This is a genomic window from Roseomonas gilardii, from assembly GCF_001941945.1.
Taxonomy (GTDB): domain Bacteria; phylum Pseudomonadota; class Alphaproteobacteria; order Acetobacterales; family Acetobacteraceae; genus Roseomonas.
In genome coordinates this window covers 270,742-286,194 of sequence record NZ_CP015584.1, presented here as the reverse complement: position 1 = coordinate 286,194, position 15,453 = coordinate 270,742, and the positions used below count along the sequence as shown (strand labels likewise).

Here is a 15,453-nt window from a genome sequence, read left to right as displayed (position 1 = left end):
GTGCTTACACTCCGCACTTGGCTCCCGCACGCGGCTTCTCTCTGGCCCCCTCTCCAGTCCCGGTAACTCCACTCCAATGCCATGCAAACCCAGCATCGGCTTCACTGAGTTGACAATGCTGAATTTGGTGATACCGGGACAGTCGTTCTCACCTCATCCGCAGTAGCGAAGAATAGTTGCGGCGATGTCCTGCGCGGCCTCGACGACGCTTTCCACAATCACGTACTCGTCCGGCCCATGCGCATTCGCGCCTAAAGGACCGTACACCACGCCAGGAATGCCACGCGCCGCGTAATGCGCGGCATCGGTCACCCCCAGCATGCCTTCCAGCTGCACCGGCAGGCCTACCGCTTTCCGGCTTTCCACCAGCGCCTCGACCAGCGGATGATCGACCGGGGTATTTACGGGCGGGAAGTGCAGGCCGTAGAGATCCCACTGCACATGCGGCGGATGTTCGGCCAACCAGGGGTCGGTGGCGGCAAACCGCAGGAGCGCTTCCTCGAATTCCCGCCGGATGGTGACCGGATCCTCATGCGGCAGGAACTTCAGGTCGAAATCCAGTACGCAGGTGTCCGGCACGATGCCCGGGTTATTCAGTACGTTGGGCAACCCGTCGGCGCCCATGCCCACGCCCGCGATCATCATGCCGGGCGAGATCGTGTTCATCCCAGCAGGCAGATAGGGGAAGCGCTTCTCCCGACCCCATTGCACCTCCAGCGCCTGCACCGCAGCCAGCACCCGCGCACCGAGTTCGAGCGCGTTGACGCTGCGCACGGGAATGCCCGCCGCGGCCTCCGACGGGTAGATAGAGGCGAAGCGGCGCGAGGAATGCCCGTTGCGGCCACGGACCGTCACCCGCACCCAGTCCAGGCCGCCGACCCAGGGCCGGACCGCGTTGCCACTTCCTTCCGCCACCAGCACGGCCGAGGGGCGCGGCTCCCGCGCCGCTGCCGCCATGGCGCCGAAGCCACCAGCCTCCTCATCTACGACCGCATGGAACTCCAGGCGTCCCGAAAGCGGGATCTCCAGGGCGCGAAAGGCCCTGCAGGCGGCGAGGCAGGCGACCAACCCGGCCTTCATGTCCACTGTGCCGCGCCCGTACATCCGGCCATCGGCGACCTCGGCGCCGAAAGGCGCATGCACCCAGACCGAGGCATCGCCCACCGGCACGACATCCACATGGCCGCATAGGGCCAAGCTGTTGGCCTGCCCGCCTGGCCACAGGCCGATCAGGTTCGGCCGCCCCGGGAGCGGCTCCTGCCGACTGGTGGCGAAGCCCAGTGCCCGCAACTCCTCCTCCAGAATGTTCTGGACCTCTGCCTCCCGGTTCAGGGCCGGATCGGCCTCGAATTTCGGGTTCACGCTCGGCGTCCGCACCAGCTGCGCAAGGAACGCCTGCATCCAGTCCGTATCCGCGGCCACGGCGGCCCGCACCGCTGCTTCCTGGGTCATGGTGTGTGCTCCCCGATATTGGCGACCGCATCGCGCATCAGCGGCGCCAGCCGGTCCGCCCAGGCCCTCGCATCGGCTTCCGTCGTGATCAGGTCCTGCCGGATCTCGATCAGAAGGGCAGGCAGGCCACGCGCCTCGCCGTGCACGGGCACCGTGTAATCCTCCGCCGGATCGATCCGGTAGGGCTCGTTGTCGCCCACCTCGAAACCCTGGGCGTGAAGCCCGTCCATGAGGGGCGCCGCGAGCCGACGGGCACTGGCATAAAGGAACCCCGCCTCCCAGGGCCGCGTCTCACCCCGGTAGTGTGGTGTGAAGCTATGGACGCCCATGACGCAGCGCCGTTCCCCATGCGTATCCAGATGCAGCGCGACCGCGTTGTGGAAAGGCAGGAAGAGTTCGTCCCGCCGCGCGGCCCGATCGGCCGGGGAAAGGCCGAGATTGCCGGGGATGACCGTATCTTCGCTGCGCTCGGGGATGGAGGAGGGCGCTTCGAGCGGCCGATTGCAGTCTATGACCAGGCGGGAATATCCCGTGGAGAAGAGTGCCGCATCCAGCAGTCGCGACAGCCGGCGCGCCATGACGAGCGCGCCGATATCCCAGCCGATATGCCGTTCGATCTCGCCGGCGGGCAGGCCGAGATCGCCCAGCGCCTGCGGGATCCGGCGGCTGGCATGCTCGCAGAGCAGCAGGCATGGAAAGCGGCCGCTGGGATTCTCCACGGTGAAGGCCGGTGGCTCCCCGGGCTGAAGCAAGGGCATCAGTACACCGCCCGGTAGCGTTCGCAGAGCGCGGCTGGGTCAAGCCCGTGCACCAGTGACATCTCCTTGCGCTTCACCGAGAGCAGGCAGCCCGCCAGCAGCGGTGGGACCCAGCCCATGAGGACCGGATCCGCCTGGAACGCCTCCAGCGCCGCTGGCAGGTCTCCCGGAAGGCGGCGCACGCCTCGTTCCGCAAGGGTCTCGGGGGACAGTTCCGACGGATCGGCATTGACCAGCGCTGGCTGCGGCAATTCTTCCGCCAAGCCAGCGAGGCCGGCGGTGATCAGGCCAGCCAGCGCCAGATAGGCGTTGGCCGTGGCATCGGTGGCGCGGAACTCCACGTTCATCTGCTTCGCCGCATCGCCGCCGCCCAGGGTGGCGACGGGACAGATTCGCAGACCCGCTTCGCGGTTGCGCTCGCCGAGACAGGCATAGGCCGCACTCCAGTGATGCGGCTGCAGGCGCAGATGGACTTGCTTCGAAAAAGTGGAGGGTTCCTGATGAGGCAAGAGGAACTCCATGACGCAGCCGAGACGGTTCACGAAGGAATTTGAGGACGAGGCAGTCCGGCTGGTCCGGACGAGCGGGAGGAGCCAGCGTGAGATCGCCGAGGATCTTGGGATTGGTTTGTCGACGCTGGTGCGGTGGATCAGCCGGAGCCGGGACCGGCAGATCGATGCGCCGGACCGCTCGGGTCAGGAGGACGTCGCGGCCGAGTTGAAGCGGCTGCGGCGGGAGAACGAGATCCTTCGCCAGGAGCGGGACATCCTCAAGCGAGCCACGGCTTTTTTCGCTCGGGAGGGAAGTCGGTGAGGTTCGCGCTCATCGATGCGGCGAAAGAGGAGTTCCCCGTGCACCGTCTCTGCTCCGTTCTTGGCGTCAGCCAGAGCGGCTACTTTGCCTGGAGGGGCCGCCCGGCCTGCCGCCGCCAGCACGAGGACATGGTGCTGCTGGCCCATGTCCGTTCGGCGTTTACGCTGTCCAACGGCACCTACGGCAGCCCGCGGATGACGCGGGAACTGCAGGACAGCGGCTTGGCTGTCGGGCGCCGCCGGACGGCCCGCCTGATGCGGGAGAACGGCCTCCGCGCCCGGCAGAAGCGGCGGTTCAAGCGGACCACCGACAGCCATCATGCCTGGCCGGTCGCGCCCAACCTGCTGGACCAGGACTTCTCGGCGGAGGGTCCCAACCAGAAATGGGGCAGCGACATCTCCTATATCTGGACCTGCGAAGGCTGGCTGTATCTGGCCGTGGTCATCGACCTGTTCGCGCGCCGCGCCGTCGGCTGGGCCATGGCGGATCGGCTGCATCGGGAGCTGGCCCTGACCGCCCTCCGCAAGGCCCTCATCATGCGCCGCCCGACGCCAGGGCTGATCCATCACGCGGACCGCGGCAGCCAATATTGCTCCGCCGACTACCAGGCCGAACTCCGAAAGCACGGCATCCTGATCTCGATGTCGAGCAAGGGAAATTGCTACGATAACGCCATGGTTGAGACGTTCTTCAAGACACTGAAGTCGGAACTCGTCTGGCGCACCATGTTCGAAACACGCCAGGATGCCGAGCAGGCTATCGGCCGCTACATCGATGGTTTCTACAACCCTGTCCGGCGCCACTCCGCGCTCGACTTCACAAGCCCGGCCCAGTTCGAGAAGATGGCCGCCAGCTGATCCAACACCTCTCCATTAAACCGGAGCAAGTCCACGAGAAGCCTGTACCAGTTGTTCGCAAGGTCGGCGGAAATACAGTCGGCACCACCACGTAGAGCACCGTGATGGATGTGTGCAGGAAGAACCCGAGTGCCAGGGCTGCCACGAGAAGCAGCATCGCATCCGCTGGCAGCACTCCGAACACGAGCGTCATGACACTCAGACCTACCATGAAGCACACCGCCAGCCGCCGCACACCGAAGCGTTCCGCGTAGAAGCCGTACAGGATGCATCCCGCCGTGCCACCGACGTTCATCAGGAGGGACCCGGAAATGCCGCCGCTCACGCTCAGCCCGAGATCCGTCAGGAGCTTCGGGGTCCAGCTCAACAGGAAGTAGCAGGTCGCCATGACAGAGAAGTAGAGGAAGCTGCTGACGATGGTGCCTGCCCGCATCGGGCTCCGGAAAATCGCCAACACATCGCGCGACATGGACTGCTCGCTGGAGAGAGGGAGAGCCGGCAATGTCGCCATCGGCGCGCATCCGAGCCGCGCAAGGATGCGATTAACCCTCTCCAGCGCATCGGCGGGGCGTCGAGCCCGGAGGAACGACAAGGATTCCGGTAGCAACCGCATTGTCAGGGGGATCAGGATCAGTGCCACGAGACCACCGAAGGCATAGACTGAACGCCACCCCCAGATCTGGATCAGATAAACCGCCGCCATTCCTCCCAGCGTTGCCCCGATCGGATAGCCCACCGACATAAGGGCAACGCACAGCCCGCGCCGGCGCTCCGATGCGTATTCGGCCACGACGACATTGATGTTGGCCAGAACACCTCCGATGCCCAATCCAGTGAGGAAACGCAGCAGGGCCAGTTCTCCGATGTCGCGAGCAAAGGCAGATGCCAGCATGCCAGCGAGCAGGATGCCAAGGCAGAGGAGCACGGTCGGGCGGCGGCCGAGCCTGTCGCCCAGCGGCGCGATCAGGAGTGCTCCAAATCCCATGCCCGCGAGACCTGCACCGAACAGGACGCCAAGTGTAGCAGGATTCAGCGCCCATTCCTTGGCGATGGCCGAGGCCGTGAAGGCTGCCACCAAGACGTCGAAGCCATCGAGACCAGCGATCGCAACGCAGAGTGCGACAATGCCAATCTGAAAGCGGGTCATTGTTTCCGGCATCAGCGCGATCGGTGCGCGCGCAACAACGTCCATTCCATCCTCCCGACCATGACGTCCGCAGCAACGTCTGAACACGCTGCCTACATGTAAGCTGCTGATCTTTCTGGGCCGGCCCAACGATGATCGGGAGCGATAGTCTCCGGCAGCATCATCTCTAGAGACCTGCGGATGAGTCGGGTCATGCAGGTTATGGAAGAAGCATTGCGAATTCCGGATAATCCTTTGCTGCTCGGTATAGGATCAGATCCGGCGGCACTGCCCGGCTACGATCCGGTCCCGGACCCCGGTCAGAATGTCCAGAAAGGCCTGTTGCGCTTCCGTCAGGTGCTGATGCCTGCGGACGGTCAGGCCGATCGGGCATATGCCACCCGAAAGATCGAGGGGCAGGATCCTCAATTCCCGCCTGAGAGCGTTGCGCCTGCGCTCCGAATAGGTGAGGAGACCAACGGCATCGCTGTGTATGATCATCTGTTCGGCGAGATGAAAGGTGATGATCTCGCAGGTCTGTGCCGGCGGCGTGAGGCCCTCTCGCAGGAGGAGTTCCTCGAAGTACCGGCGGCTGGGAGTGCCATGCGGCGCCACCACCCAGTTCTCGTTCACGAGATCGCACAGGGCGGGTTTGCCCTGGGCCAAGCGGTGGCCTTCTCTGACGACAATGGCGAAGGCCTCATCATAGAGGTGGATCTCCTCGAATGCGTCGAGATCCGGCTGGCGGCGCAGCACGCCAAGGACGAAGTCCAGTTCGCCCTTCCGCAAGCCATCGGTCAGAGCGGCATAGCTGCCGGTCACGGCCTGCAGGCGGACATGCCTATGACGCCGGAGAACCTCCCCGAACGCCGTCGTGACGACATCCTGCTCCGAGAAGGGGAGAAGGCCCACGGCGACACGGCCGGTCACCTCCTCCGTCAGGGCCGCCAGGAGTTCGGGCATGGTCACCGCATCGGCCACCAGCCTGCCATAGAGGCCAGACAGGATGTCGGCATCGCCGGTTGCCGCCATGCCGGCACGGCTCCGCCGGAATGGTGACCGGCCGATCGCGGCGGTGAGTTTCCCGAGAGCACGGCTCACGTCAGGCTGAGACCACCGAAGGTACTGTGCGGCCCGAGACACGCTTCCCTGCGCCCTCACGGCATCGTTGGCTTCGAGCATTTCCCAGGTGAGGTGGTGCCCGAGATCCGCGACCCGGGCGCCGCCCGACTTGATCGCGGCCTGCGCGTCCTCGATAGCCAGCACCATGCGACGGCAATGGGCAATGGCAATCTCACCCTGGGACGTCGGCTCCATACCTGTCCATCCCCTCTGGAACAGAGCCTGCCCCAGAACACGCTCTGCCTCGGCGACATAGCGCGAGAGACTGCTCTGGCTGACATTGAGATGCTCGCTCGCCTGACCCAGGCTGGCATGATGGGCCACGGCATTGATGGCCCGTACCTGCCTGATTGTCAGAAGGGTTTTCGGCTTCATCGCGGGGCTTCCGGCAACGAAAGTGCTCACCTTCCCAGCAATATACGGAATTCGCAATGCTTGTTTCACTGTATGCATAAGTAGTTGTGTCCAGCCTGCGCCTATCTAGATCCCGCAAGGCGGCTCCCCGGCTGGTCAACAAGGCAGAGCGAATCGCCGCAGGAGGAAAAATGCACAGCAAGTATTTCGACGCTGTCGTGCTCTCGCGGCGCGCCCTGACCGACCGCATCGCCGAATTCCAGATCGGCGCAGCCAATGGCAGGCGCTTGCCCATGGTCGAGGCCGGCAGCCATATCGAGCTGCGCTTCGGTGGGGAAGACGGGCAGTTCCTGCGACATTATTCGGTGGTCGGTCCCCTACATTCAGACGACATGCAAGAGGGCTTCTGGCGGATCGCGGTGCAACGCGAGAACCGGCCTCGCGGTTCCGCTTTCATCCACGACAGCTTCAAACCCGGAACGCGCCTTCGGGTCTCGCACCCTATCAACGCGTTCCGCCTTTCAAGGAGCCAGCCTCATACCCTGCTCGTGGCCGGTGGCATCGGCATCACGCCGATCTTCGCGATGGCGCGCTCGCTGCAGGCTCGCAAGGCATCCTTCTGCGTGTTCTACGCCGGTCTCGAACGCTCATCGATGGCTTACCTCCCCGAGCTCGAACGGCTTTGCGGGGATCGCCTGATTATGCACGAATCGAAACGCAACGGTGTCCCGGACCTCGCTGCGCTGCTGGCCAAACAGGCTGAGGAAACCACGGCCTATATCTGCGGGCCGGGGGGAATGATCGAGGCACTCAGGAATGCCGGCACCCGCCTGGGCTGGAGCCGGGAGCGCATCCGCTTCGAGGTGTTCAACTCCGCACATCGGGCAGATGACGAGGATTTCGAGGTGCGGCTGAAGTCCGGCCGCGTGATCAAGGTCGGCGCTGGCACGACCATACTGGATGCGCTGGAATCCATTGGCGTCGATACGCTGTCCGATTGCCGCCGTGGCGAGTGCGGACTGTGCATCACGGATGTCATCGGATGCCGCGACGGCCTGGATCATCGCGACCGCTACCTCAGCAAGGAGGAACATGATGCAGGAAGGCAGATCACCATCTGCTGCTCCCGCATCAAAGGGCGTGTTCTGGAACTCGACATCTGAATGCACAGGGAGGGTTAAAGCCATGGATATGATCGAACTGCCTCACGCTGAGCTCCCACATCCCACGGATAACGCGATCTTCACTGCTATGGAGCCGCACGATCCTGGAAGCTTCGCCAATCACGCGACCCCTCTCATCTACAACTGCTGGTACGTTGCCGGTCGATCGTCGGAATTTGGCCGCGTACCGCTCGCCCGCCGGCTGCTAAGCGTCGATGTTGTGCTTTGGCGCACGCAAGCGGGGGCCCCGGTGGCTATGCGAAACCGGTGTCCACACCGGTCCTTCCCCCTGGCGCGCGGCAAGCTTATGGGCGACCGGCTGGTCTGCGGCTATCATGGAATGGAGTTCGGCGCGGACGGTGTCTGCGCCCATATGCCCGCGCTTTCCCGTGCCCCGTCCACGGCGACGGTGCGCACCTTTCCTACCGTCGACCGTGGTCCCCTGACCTGGATCTGGATGGGTGCGCCGGACCTTGCCGACGAAGCGCTGATCCCGGACACGTCATGGCTCGACAACCCGTCCTGGGGCACGGTCACCGGAAGCTTCCACATCAAGTCCGACTATGTGGCGATGCACGAGAACCTGATTGACCAGACGCATTTTCCGTTCCTGCACCCGGATACGGTCGGCACCCCGGAGTATGCGCGCTCAAAGCTCACGGCCTCGACCGAGAACAACCAGGTCGTAATCAGGCGCGAGCTGAAGGCTTCGGCGCCCCCGGGTGTCTATGGCAAGCCTGCGAATATCATGCACAAGCGAGTCGATCGAACCTCCGAGGCTCGCTTCGTCTCACCGGCGCTTCATACGGCTTTTGCGCAGGTGCGTGTTCTCGAACCGGATGCTGGACAACCACCGCTCTACCGTTACAACATCACCCACGCCTTTACGCCGGAGACAAACAACTCGATCCATTATTGGTGGTTCAACTCGCGTGACTACCTTCCCGGCGATCCGGCGATCGACAAGTTCATGGTCGAGGCCCATTCCCAGGCCTATTATGAGGATGTGGAGGCCCTCGAATGGATCAACGAGGTTGTTCGCACGGATGGTGAGGATCAGTTCGACCTGAGCTTCGCCCCGGACAAGCCGGGTCTGATGGCGAGGCGGATCATGTATCGCCTGGCCATGAAGGAAGCCCGTTAATCCCGTCCGGAACCAATGACGGATGATAACCACCGCAGTTCTGGACTGCGATGGTAAGTTCAAGATCAAGCAAGACAAAATCGGGGATGGAAGCGGAATGCATAGGCGTACGGTGCTCGGCGGCCTGTCGACGGCGGCACTCTGGTCAGCGCGAGCCAGGGCACAGACGGAAGAACCCGTCCGTGTGGGGTTGGTAATCCCGCTGACCGGCCCATTCCAGACCAATGGCCGGCAGATCGAGGCCGGGATCAAGACCTTCATCGACGCGCATGGGGACCGTTTCGCCGGACGGCAGGTGCAGATTATCACGCGCGACGATGCCGGCGTCGCGGACAATGCACTACGCCTATCGCAGGAACTGGTGACGCGTGAGCGTGTCCATATCTTGATGGGCTATGGCAACACACCCTCCGCCGTGGGGGCGGCACAAATTTCGGCCCGTGGCAAGGTACCACAGGTCATCCTCGTGGCCGCGACTTCCTCCATCATGGATCGCTCGCCTTACATGGTACGGGTGGCGCAGACCATTCCGCAGATTGCCAGCACCATCGGGATCTGGACGGCGCGGCAGGGCGTCCGCAAGGTAGTCACGCTCGTAAGCGACTATGGCCCCGGTCTCGATGCGGAGGAATGGTTCTCGCGGATGCTGGAAGGGGCCGGCGGGCAGATCTCTGCGAAGTTGCGGGCACCACTCGTCAGCCCGGATTTCGCGCCCTTCCTGCAGCGTGCGGCCGATGCGAATCCGGAAGCGGTCTTCGTTTTCGTTCCCACTGGCGTCGGCTCCATCTTCATACGCCAGTTCGTGGAACGAGGCCTGGATCGAAGCGGGGTCCGGATCATCGCCATGTCGGATGTGACGGACGATGACCTCCTGAACAACATGGGCGATGCCGCCTTGGGAGTGATTTCCGGGGGGCCTTATGCCACGCACCACCAGTCCGAGGAGAACCGAACCTTCGTCGCCCGCTTCCGGCGGCTGAATCCTGGTATGCGGCCGAATGTCGTCGGAGTCTCCGCCTGGGATGGAATGACGCTTCTGAAGCGTGCTCTCGAGGCTACGAATGGCAGGAGTGGTGGTGATGCTCTGCTGGCAGCCATGAAAGGGCAGTCCTGGGAAAGCCCGCGTGGCCCGGTGACGGTGGATGCCGGTTCACGGGACATCGTGCAGAATATCTACATGCGAAAGGTGGAGCGTGTGGACGGCGAGTTGCACAACGTGGAATTTGAAACGATCCCTGCCGTGCGCGACCCGGCGCGCTGATCGGAGGCCGAACATGATCGGAACATCCCTGCTCCGTGCCGATACCGTCGGCAGCTTCCTACGTCCGCAGCGCCTGCATCAGGCGCGATACGCCCATGCCCAGGGCAAACTGGATGCAGCCGGGCTGCGGCGTGTGGAAGACGATGCAATCCGCGAAGTGGTACGCCTTCAGGAAGAAATCGGTCTGCCCGTGGTGACGGATGGCGAGTTCCGCCGCGAGAACTGGTGGATCGACTTCGTGAGCAAGCTTCGCGGTATCGACATTCGGGAGGGTGACGACGCCGCCTTCAGTCAGCCAGGTAACAGCCACGGACACGATCACGGCTATGTCCCGAAGAAGGTCATCACCAGCGGGCGCGTCAGTGCGGACGGCCCTGTCACGGTGAAGGATTATGCCTTTACGGCAAGTGTGGCGCGTCTCCCCGCCAAGATCACCATCCCATCCCCTACACGCCTGCACTTCCACGGTGGCCGTGGCGTTGTATCGCAGGCTGCCTATCCCGATATCGAGATCTTCTTCGCCGAGGTGGCGGCAATCTACCGTGCGGAGCTCGCTGCGTTGGAGGCCGCCGGTTGTCGCTATATCCAGATCGATGATCCGATCCTCGCCTATTTTCTGTCACCCGAAATGCAGGAAGGTGTGCGACGGGAGGGTGACGATCCGGAAGTACGACTGCGCCGCTACGTTGCCTGGGTGAATGATTGCATTCGCGGCCGTTCCGTGGAGACGCGGGTCGCGATCCATATCTGCCGGGGCAATGCTCGCGGCCTCGCCGCCTCCGAAGGGCCGTATGACGGGTTAGCGGAAGTCTGCTTCACGGGTCTCGACGTGGATCGCTTCCTTCTTGAGTATGATGATCCCCGCTCCGGTGGTTTCGAACCTCTCCGCCTGATCCCCGACGACAAGGAGGTGGTCCTCGGCCTTGTCACCACGAAGCGTCCTGATCTCGAAAGCAAAGACGATCTGAAGCGCCGAATCGAACAGGCATCACGCTATGTGAACCCGGATCGCTTGGCCATTTCCCCGCAATGCGGCTTTGCCAGCGTGGTCGAAGGAAACGAGATCACGGAGGCCAATCAGCGAGCGAAGCTTCGTCTTGTTGCTGAGACGGCGCAGGAGGTCTGGGGTTAATTCCAAGTCACTGTGAGGCCTCACGAGGAATTCTCATTGCGGCGCCGCGTGATTCAAGGTGGCGAACGGTTTGGAGTTCGCCATGGCGTCCGCGATGGAGCGCCGGGATGATCCGGGAGACCTGATGTGCCAATTTCCCCCACTCCGGCCGTGTCCTATGCTCTCTGCTGGCCTGGGCCAGTCTCACCATCTATCGGTTCAACGACCAGACTGATGACGGCCAGTGCCACGAGCGAAGAGGCGGCAAGGAACAGGAACACCACATCCCAGTTGTAGCTGTCGAGAATCAGGCCGGTGACGAAGGGAAGCAGCGCGCCGCCAGCCTGTCCACCCGTGTTAACGACCGAGACCGCCAGGGGATAGGCTTCCTTGGTCGTCAGCCCGGCCGGATAGACCGTGAATGAGGAATATCCCAGGTTCAGCAGAAGCCCCGTCACAAAGAGCAGCGCCGCGAGCGCGATCGGGTCGTTGGGTGCATAGACCAGGGCATACATCATGAAGACGCTGGACAGGGCGGTGATGATGATCGTCGGCTTGCGTCGCTTGTCCACCATGCGGTCGGAGAACACTCCCCCCAGCAGGTTGCCGAGAACAGCTCCCAGGAAGGGGGCAGCCGCCACGAAGCCCACATTCATGATCGAGAGCTTCTTCACCGTCGTCAGATAGGTCGGCAACCATGCGAGGATGACGTTGATGATACCGGTCATGAGGAGGTAGCCGATGGCAAGCCCCCAGATGTTCGCGGATCTGAAGGTCTCCGATGCCGTCGCGATCGGCCGCACCCGGCGCGCCCGGATCAGCCGGTCGAGCCAACCGAGGTCGCGCGTCGGCTTGGCCGGTCCTCTGCCAGCCACCGCTGCCGGCGGGGTCTTGGCCTGGATGTGCAGGACCTCCGCTTCAGTGGTGAAACGGCTCTGCGAAGGATCGTTTGCCACGAGGACGTACCAGAGGACGGCGAACAGCAGTCCGGGCGCGGCGCAGATATAGAAGATGTAGCTCCAGCCGAGCGAGGCGATGATCAGCGCGCCCAGCGGCGGCACCAGGACCGGCCCGAATTTCGCCGCGGCGAGGAAGATGCCGACCGCCGTTCCCTTTTCCGCCGGGGGGAACCAGCGGTTCATCGTCGACAGCATGGCAACAGGCAGCGGCGCCTCGGCCAGACCCAGGGCAAGGCGGTTCAGCTTCAGGTGAAAGGCGCTGGAAGCCGTTCCGAGAAGGCCCGTGAAGATGGAGGTGAGGATCATGAAGAACGGAAAGACGGTCCGCACTCCGAAGCGTCGGACCAGGAAGCCGGCCGGTATCTGCGCCACGGAATACCCGATGAAGAACAGGCTGACGACGGCACCCGCTTCTGTATTGGTCATCTGGAATTCCGCTTTCAGGAACGGAAGAACGATGCCGATATTCGCCCGGTCCGCCGCGGCAAGCGTATAGACGATGAAGATCAACCCCATCACGACCCAGCGGAAGCCTGATCGGCGGGTTGTCACGGCAGGGACGCTTTCTGCCATCGGTCGGGACATGTTCGGGCTTCCTGCTGCCTACCGGAGACTTCTTCCTGGCACTTCTGATTCGTCACCACCTTCTACGACGATGATTGCGTCATCTTGCGCTCGATGGCTGCCAGCGCCTCTTCCGTGGTGGCAGGGACGACGCCGTTGAAATGGTCCTTCAGCCCGAGGCTCTCCTTCCAGCGCAGGCGCTTCACGATGGCCTCCGCCATGGTGGGCTCGATCCCGGCATCGCGCACCGCTTCGGCCGACATCTCCAGTTCTTCGGCCCGGCGCTTCGCATGGATGACGCCGGACGGGAGCAGGCTCTGGACCGTGTCCGTCCAAGGGCGTGCCAGGGTCTTCGAGGCGGAGGCCAGGACACGGTCGGCAACACCGTACCGGCGCGCCGCGAGGAGCATCTCGTCGTGCAACGCCTCGATGCCCTTGATCAGCACGGAGCGCAGGATCTTGATCCCCGAAGCCGTACCCAGTTCCTCGCCCACGAACTCGATCTTCATGCCCCAGGGATTCAGATGGTCGCGGATCCTCGCCCCGGCTGGTCCGCTCGACAGCATCGTCATGCTGTAACCCTGAAGCGGCGTGCCCTCGATGGACCCATCGCCGAGCAAGGCGCCGGTGCTGGCGAGCCTCTCGGCAACCGTCTGCTTGATCTTCGGAGTGGCCGACGCGAAATCGACGAACACATGGCGGGTGGTCAGGCAGTGAGCGAAGGACGCAGCGCTCGCCACGGATGCCGAGCCCGGCGTCGCGCTGAAGATGACGTCCGCGGCATCCGCCAGTTCCTGGTTCGAGCGAACCAGGACCACGCCTGACTTGCGCGCACGCTCCTGGATCAGTTCCGAGAACGGCCCGTCGAATGCGAACTTGTCATAGGCGGCCACGGATTCCAGGCCGGCATTCCGCAGTCCCGATCCCACGGTGCTTCCGATCTCACCGAAGCCGACGAGACCGAACCTGAACTGTTGTCTTGAGCTATTCATCGCGTGTTTCCTACCAGGGATGGCCGGATCTGGTGGTGCTACCTGGCGTAGGCACCCACGTAACGGCCCTCGGCGATGCTGCGCAGGACCTCGGCCTCGTGAGCTTCCTGACCCTGCACAGCCTTCAGCAGATCGGCTGCGATGGCAGGCGGAAACGCGACGACGCCGTCCTCGTCGCCCACGACGATATCTCCCGGATGAACAACCATCCCGCCAATGGTGACAGGGACGTTCGACTCACCCGGGCCGTTCTTGTACGGCCCGCGATGGATGGCGGCGCGGGCGAAGCACGGGAAGTCGGACCGGGACAGGGCCTTCGCGTCGCGGATGGCACCATCGATCACCATTCCTGCCGCTCCGCGAGACTTCGCGATCGAGGCCATGATCTCTCCGACCAGGGCACGGCTGGTATCGCCACCCCCATCGACAACCACCACGTCGCCTGGCTGAATAAGTTCAAGAGCTTTGTGGATGGCGAGGTTGTCGCCTGCGGCGGTGCGGACCGTCAGCGCCCTGCCCACCATCGTGCCGCCTCGATGGAACGGGCGCAGGCCGACGGCACCCGGAAGCCGTGCGAGGTTGTCGCTGATCACTGCGGTGGCCGCTGTTCCGAATGCGGCGAGGATCTCGGGCGAGACCGGCGTCGCAGAGTGGCTTGCGGTCGTATCGTCCATGCCTGTTCTCCTGAGCCGGCGGAATCTGGTGTTCTAAATGAGGTAAGAGTTCATATTGATCGTTACAAACGATAAAAATTGATCCAACAACATCGCTAAATGGAATGTAGGCCGGTGCCATGGTCACCTTGAAGCAGCTTGAGGCCCTTCACTGGATCGCGGAGCTCGGATCGTTCGAGCGCGCCGCTACGCAGCTCAATACGACCCAGTCGACCGTCTCCAAGCGTATCCAGCAGCTTGAGGTCGCCATGGGCAAACCATTGTTCGACCGCACGCAGCGTGGCGCCAGACTGACGGAATGGGCAGAGCAGTTGCTGGTGATCGGACGCGAGATGCTGGCACTGCAGGACCAACTCTCCGAACTTCGTAACGGTGGCCCGATGCCGGCCCGGCGCCTGCGTCTCGGCGTGACGGAACTCTGCGCCATCACATGGTTGCCCAAGCTGATATCGGCTCTGAGCGAAACCTACCCCGCAGTCACAATCGAACCGGAGGTGGACCTGAGCCGGAACCTCCATGAAAGACTTGCCGATGGCAGCATGGATCTGATCATCGCTCCGGAAGGGCTGGCGGATGTGGACATGGTGGCCGCGCATCTCGCCGACGTGCAGAACGTCTGGATGGCGCGCCCTGGCCTGGTGACCCGGACAGACCCTATCACCATGCAGGACCTCTCCAGCTATCCGATCCTGATCCAGGGACGTGGCTCGGGGTCGGGCCTGTTCTTCGAGAAGTGGTTTCGTTCGGAAGGCTTCCCCCTGAAGCGGACGCTGGCCACGGACAGCCTGATGGCCATGGTGGGGCTGACCGTCGCGGGACTGGGCATCAGCTATCTCCCGCAGCAATGCTTCGGTTCCCTGGTGCGGGACGGCAAGCTGGCCATCATCACGACCAAGCCGCCATTGCCGCCGGTTCCCTACGCGGCGATCTTCCGGGCGGACCGGCCGAATGCCTTCATCTCCTCGGTTGTCGAGGTGGCCCGTAGTGTCTGCGACTATGCGCGCTACCTGCACGACTGAGGCATGGGCCGTGAACGGATGGTCCCTGGACTTCCTTCCTGAAAGGCGAGGGTAAGTTCAGGGCGACCGAGGGCGGTGGGCACG

General features: G+C 63.4%; 14 protein-coding genes. 6 read left to right on the top strand and 8 right to left on the bottom strand.

All coding sequences use genetic code 11. From position 1 onward, the window contains the following. Positions 1–153: 153 nt before the first annotated feature. The 3 genes from RGI145_RS20860 to RGI145_RS20850 are packed head-to-tail and all read right to left on the bottom strand — an operon-like array spanning position 154 to position 2,752. Entirely contained in the window at positions 154–1,452 is a 1,299-nt protein-coding gene (locus RGI145_RS20860) for a M20 family metallopeptidase (protein WP_075800452.1), read from the bottom strand. Beyond that, positions 1,449–2,210, bottom strand: coding sequence for an N-formylglutamate amidohydrolase (locus RGI145_RS20855; protein ID WP_075800451.1), 762 nt, complete (start codon positions 2,208–2,210; stop codon positions 1,449–1,451). Before RGI145_RS20855 ends, RGI145_RS20860 begins: the two co-directional genes overlap by 4 nt. Further along, the gene (locus RGI145_RS20850; RefSeq protein WP_237183346.1) at positions 2,210–2,752 is read right to left on the bottom strand and encodes a glutamine synthetase; all 543 of its coding nucleotides are present in this window, start codon (positions 2,750–2,752) and stop codon (positions 2,210–2,212) included. The genes RGI145_RS20855 and RGI145_RS20850 overlap by 1 nt, the downstream gene beginning before the upstream one ends. On the opposite strand from RGI145_RS20850, the gene RGI145_RS20840 reads away from it, so the two are divergent. Then, a protein-coding gene (locus tag RGI145_RS20840) for an IS3 family transposase (protein ID WP_156878705.1) occupies positions 2,730–3,880 on the top strand; the annotation gives its coding sequence in 2 pieces (ribosomal slippage) (positions 2,730–2,994 and positions 2,994–3,880; 1,152 coding nt in all). The two genes, RGI145_RS20850 and RGI145_RS20840, sit on opposite strands and share 23 nt — an antisense overlap. Here the strand turns inward: RGI145_RS20840 and RGI145_RS20835 are convergent. Both RGI145_RS20835 and RGI145_RS20830 read right to left on the bottom strand, forming a co-directional pair. Next, positions 3,840–5,072, bottom strand: coding sequence for an MFS transporter (locus RGI145_RS20835; RefSeq protein WP_083671265.1), 1,233 nt, complete (start codon positions 5,070–5,072; stop codon positions 3,840–3,842). The two genes, RGI145_RS20840 and RGI145_RS20835, sit on opposite strands and share 41 nt — an antisense overlap. A gap of 207 nt (positions 5,073–5,279) precedes the next feature. Further along, positions 5,280–6,503, bottom strand: a complete 1,224-nt coding sequence (locus tag RGI145_RS20830; protein ID WP_075800448.1) for a LysR family transcriptional regulator — start codon at positions 6,501–6,503, stop codon at positions 5,280–5,282. An 86-nt stretch (positions 6,504–6,589) separates the two neighbouring features. On the opposite strand from RGI145_RS20830, the gene RGI145_RS20825 reads away from it, so the two are divergent. Genes RGI145_RS20825 through RGI145_RS20810 form a run of 4 tightly spaced genes read left to right on the top strand, consistent with a single transcriptional unit; the run spans position 6,590 to position 11,182 of the window. After that, positions 6,590–7,645, top strand: a complete 1,056-nt coding sequence (locus RGI145_RS20825) for a PDR/VanB family oxidoreductase (RefSeq protein ID WP_156878704.1) — start codon at positions 6,590–6,592, stop codon at positions 7,643–7,645. A 22-nt stretch (positions 7,646–7,667) separates the two neighbouring features. Continuing rightward, positions 7,668–8,789, top strand: a complete 1,122-nt coding sequence (locus tag RGI145_RS20820; protein WP_208864042.1) for an aromatic ring-hydroxylating dioxygenase subunit alpha — start codon at positions 7,668–7,670, stop codon at positions 8,787–8,789. Positions 8,790–8,811: 22 nt separating this feature from the next. After that, positions 8,812–10,050: an ABC transporter substrate-binding protein gene (locus RGI145_RS20815; RefSeq protein WP_237183345.1), complete on the top strand. Its 1,239-nt coding sequence runs from the start codon at positions 8,812–8,814 to the stop codon at positions 10,048–10,050. 13 nt (positions 10,051–10,063) lie between these two features. Further along, positions 10,064–11,182 (top strand): 5-methyltetrahydropteroyltriglutamate--homocysteine S-methyltransferase, encoded by a 1,119-nt coding sequence (locus tag RGI145_RS20810; protein ID WP_075800444.1) that lies wholly within the window; start codon positions 10,064–10,066, stop codon positions 11,180–11,182. A 155-nt stretch (positions 11,183–11,337) separates the two neighbouring features. On the opposite strand, the gene RGI145_RS20805 is transcribed toward RGI145_RS20810, so the two are convergent. The 3 genes from RGI145_RS20805 to RGI145_RS20795 all read right to left on the bottom strand — a co-directional run bounded on the left by RGI145_RS20805 (position 11,338) and on the right by RGI145_RS20795 (position 14,350). Beyond that, complete coding sequence (locus tag RGI145_RS20805; protein ID WP_208864041.1) at positions 11,338–12,705, bottom strand: MFS transporter; 1,368 nt, start codon at positions 12,703–12,705, stop codon at positions 11,338–11,340. A gap of 62 nt (positions 12,706–12,767) precedes the next feature. Beyond that, entirely contained in the window at positions 12,768–13,676 is a 909-nt protein-coding gene (locus tag RGI145_RS20800; protein WP_075800442.1) for a DUF1932 domain-containing protein, read from the bottom strand. Positions 13,677–13,714: 38 nt separating this feature from the next. After that, the gene (locus RGI145_RS20795; protein WP_075800441.1) at positions 13,715–14,350 is read right to left on the bottom strand and encodes an RraA family protein; all 636 of its coding nucleotides are present in this window, start codon (positions 14,348–14,350) and stop codon (positions 13,715–13,717) included. A gap of 119 nt (positions 14,351–14,469) precedes the next feature. Between RGI145_RS20795 and RGI145_RS20790 the strand changes: the two genes are divergently transcribed. After that, positions 14,470–15,369 (top strand): LysR family transcriptional regulator, encoded by a 900-nt coding sequence (locus RGI145_RS20790; RefSeq protein WP_075800440.1) that lies wholly within the window; start codon positions 14,470–14,472, stop codon positions 15,367–15,369. Positions 15,370–15,453 lie beyond the last annotated feature (84 nt).

Excerpts from the sequence above, each read along its gene's own strand:
- RGI145_RS20860 (WP_075800452.1), bottom strand. The coding sequence starts at position 1,452 with ATGACCCAGGAAGCAGCGGTGCGGGCCGCCGTGGCCGCGGATACGGAC.
- RGI145_RS20855 (WP_075800451.1), bottom strand. The coding sequence starts at position 2,210 with ATGCCCTTGCTTCAGCCCGGGGAGCCACCGGCCTTCACCGTGGAGAAT.
- RGI145_RS20835 (WP_083671265.1), bottom strand. The coding sequence starts at position 5,072 with ATGGACGTTGTTGCGCGCGCACCGATCGCGCTGATGCCGGAAACAATG.
- RGI145_RS20830 (WP_075800448.1), bottom strand. The coding sequence starts at position 6,503 with ATGAAGCCGAAAACCCTTCTGACAATCAGGCAGGTACGGGCCATCAAT.
- RGI145_RS20820 (WP_208864042.1), top strand. The coding sequence starts at position 7,668 with ATGGATATGATCGAACTGCCTCACGCTGAGCTCCCACATCCCACGGAT.
- RGI145_RS20815 (WP_237183345.1), top strand. The coding sequence starts at position 8,812 with ATGATAACCACCGCAGTTCTGGACTGCGATGGTAAGTTCAAGATCAAG.
- RGI145_RS20810 (WP_075800444.1), top strand. The coding sequence starts at position 10,064 with ATGATCGGAACATCCCTGCTCCGTGCCGATACCGTCGGCAGCTTCCTA.
- RGI145_RS20805 (WP_208864041.1), bottom strand. The coding sequence starts at position 12,705 with ATGTCCCGACCGATGGCAGAAAGCGTCCCTGCCGTGACAACCCGCCGA.
- RGI145_RS20800 (WP_075800442.1), bottom strand. The coding sequence starts at position 13,676 with ATGAATAGCTCAAGACAACAGTTCAGGTTCGGTCTCGTCGGCTTCGGT.
- RGI145_RS20795 (WP_075800441.1), bottom strand. The coding sequence starts at position 14,350 with ATGGACGATACGACCGCAAGCCACTCTGCGACGCCGGTCTCGCCCGAG.
- RGI145_RS20790 (WP_075800440.1), top strand. The coding sequence starts at position 14,470 with ATGGTCACCTTGAAGCAGCTTGAGGCCCTTCACTGGATCGCGGAGCTC.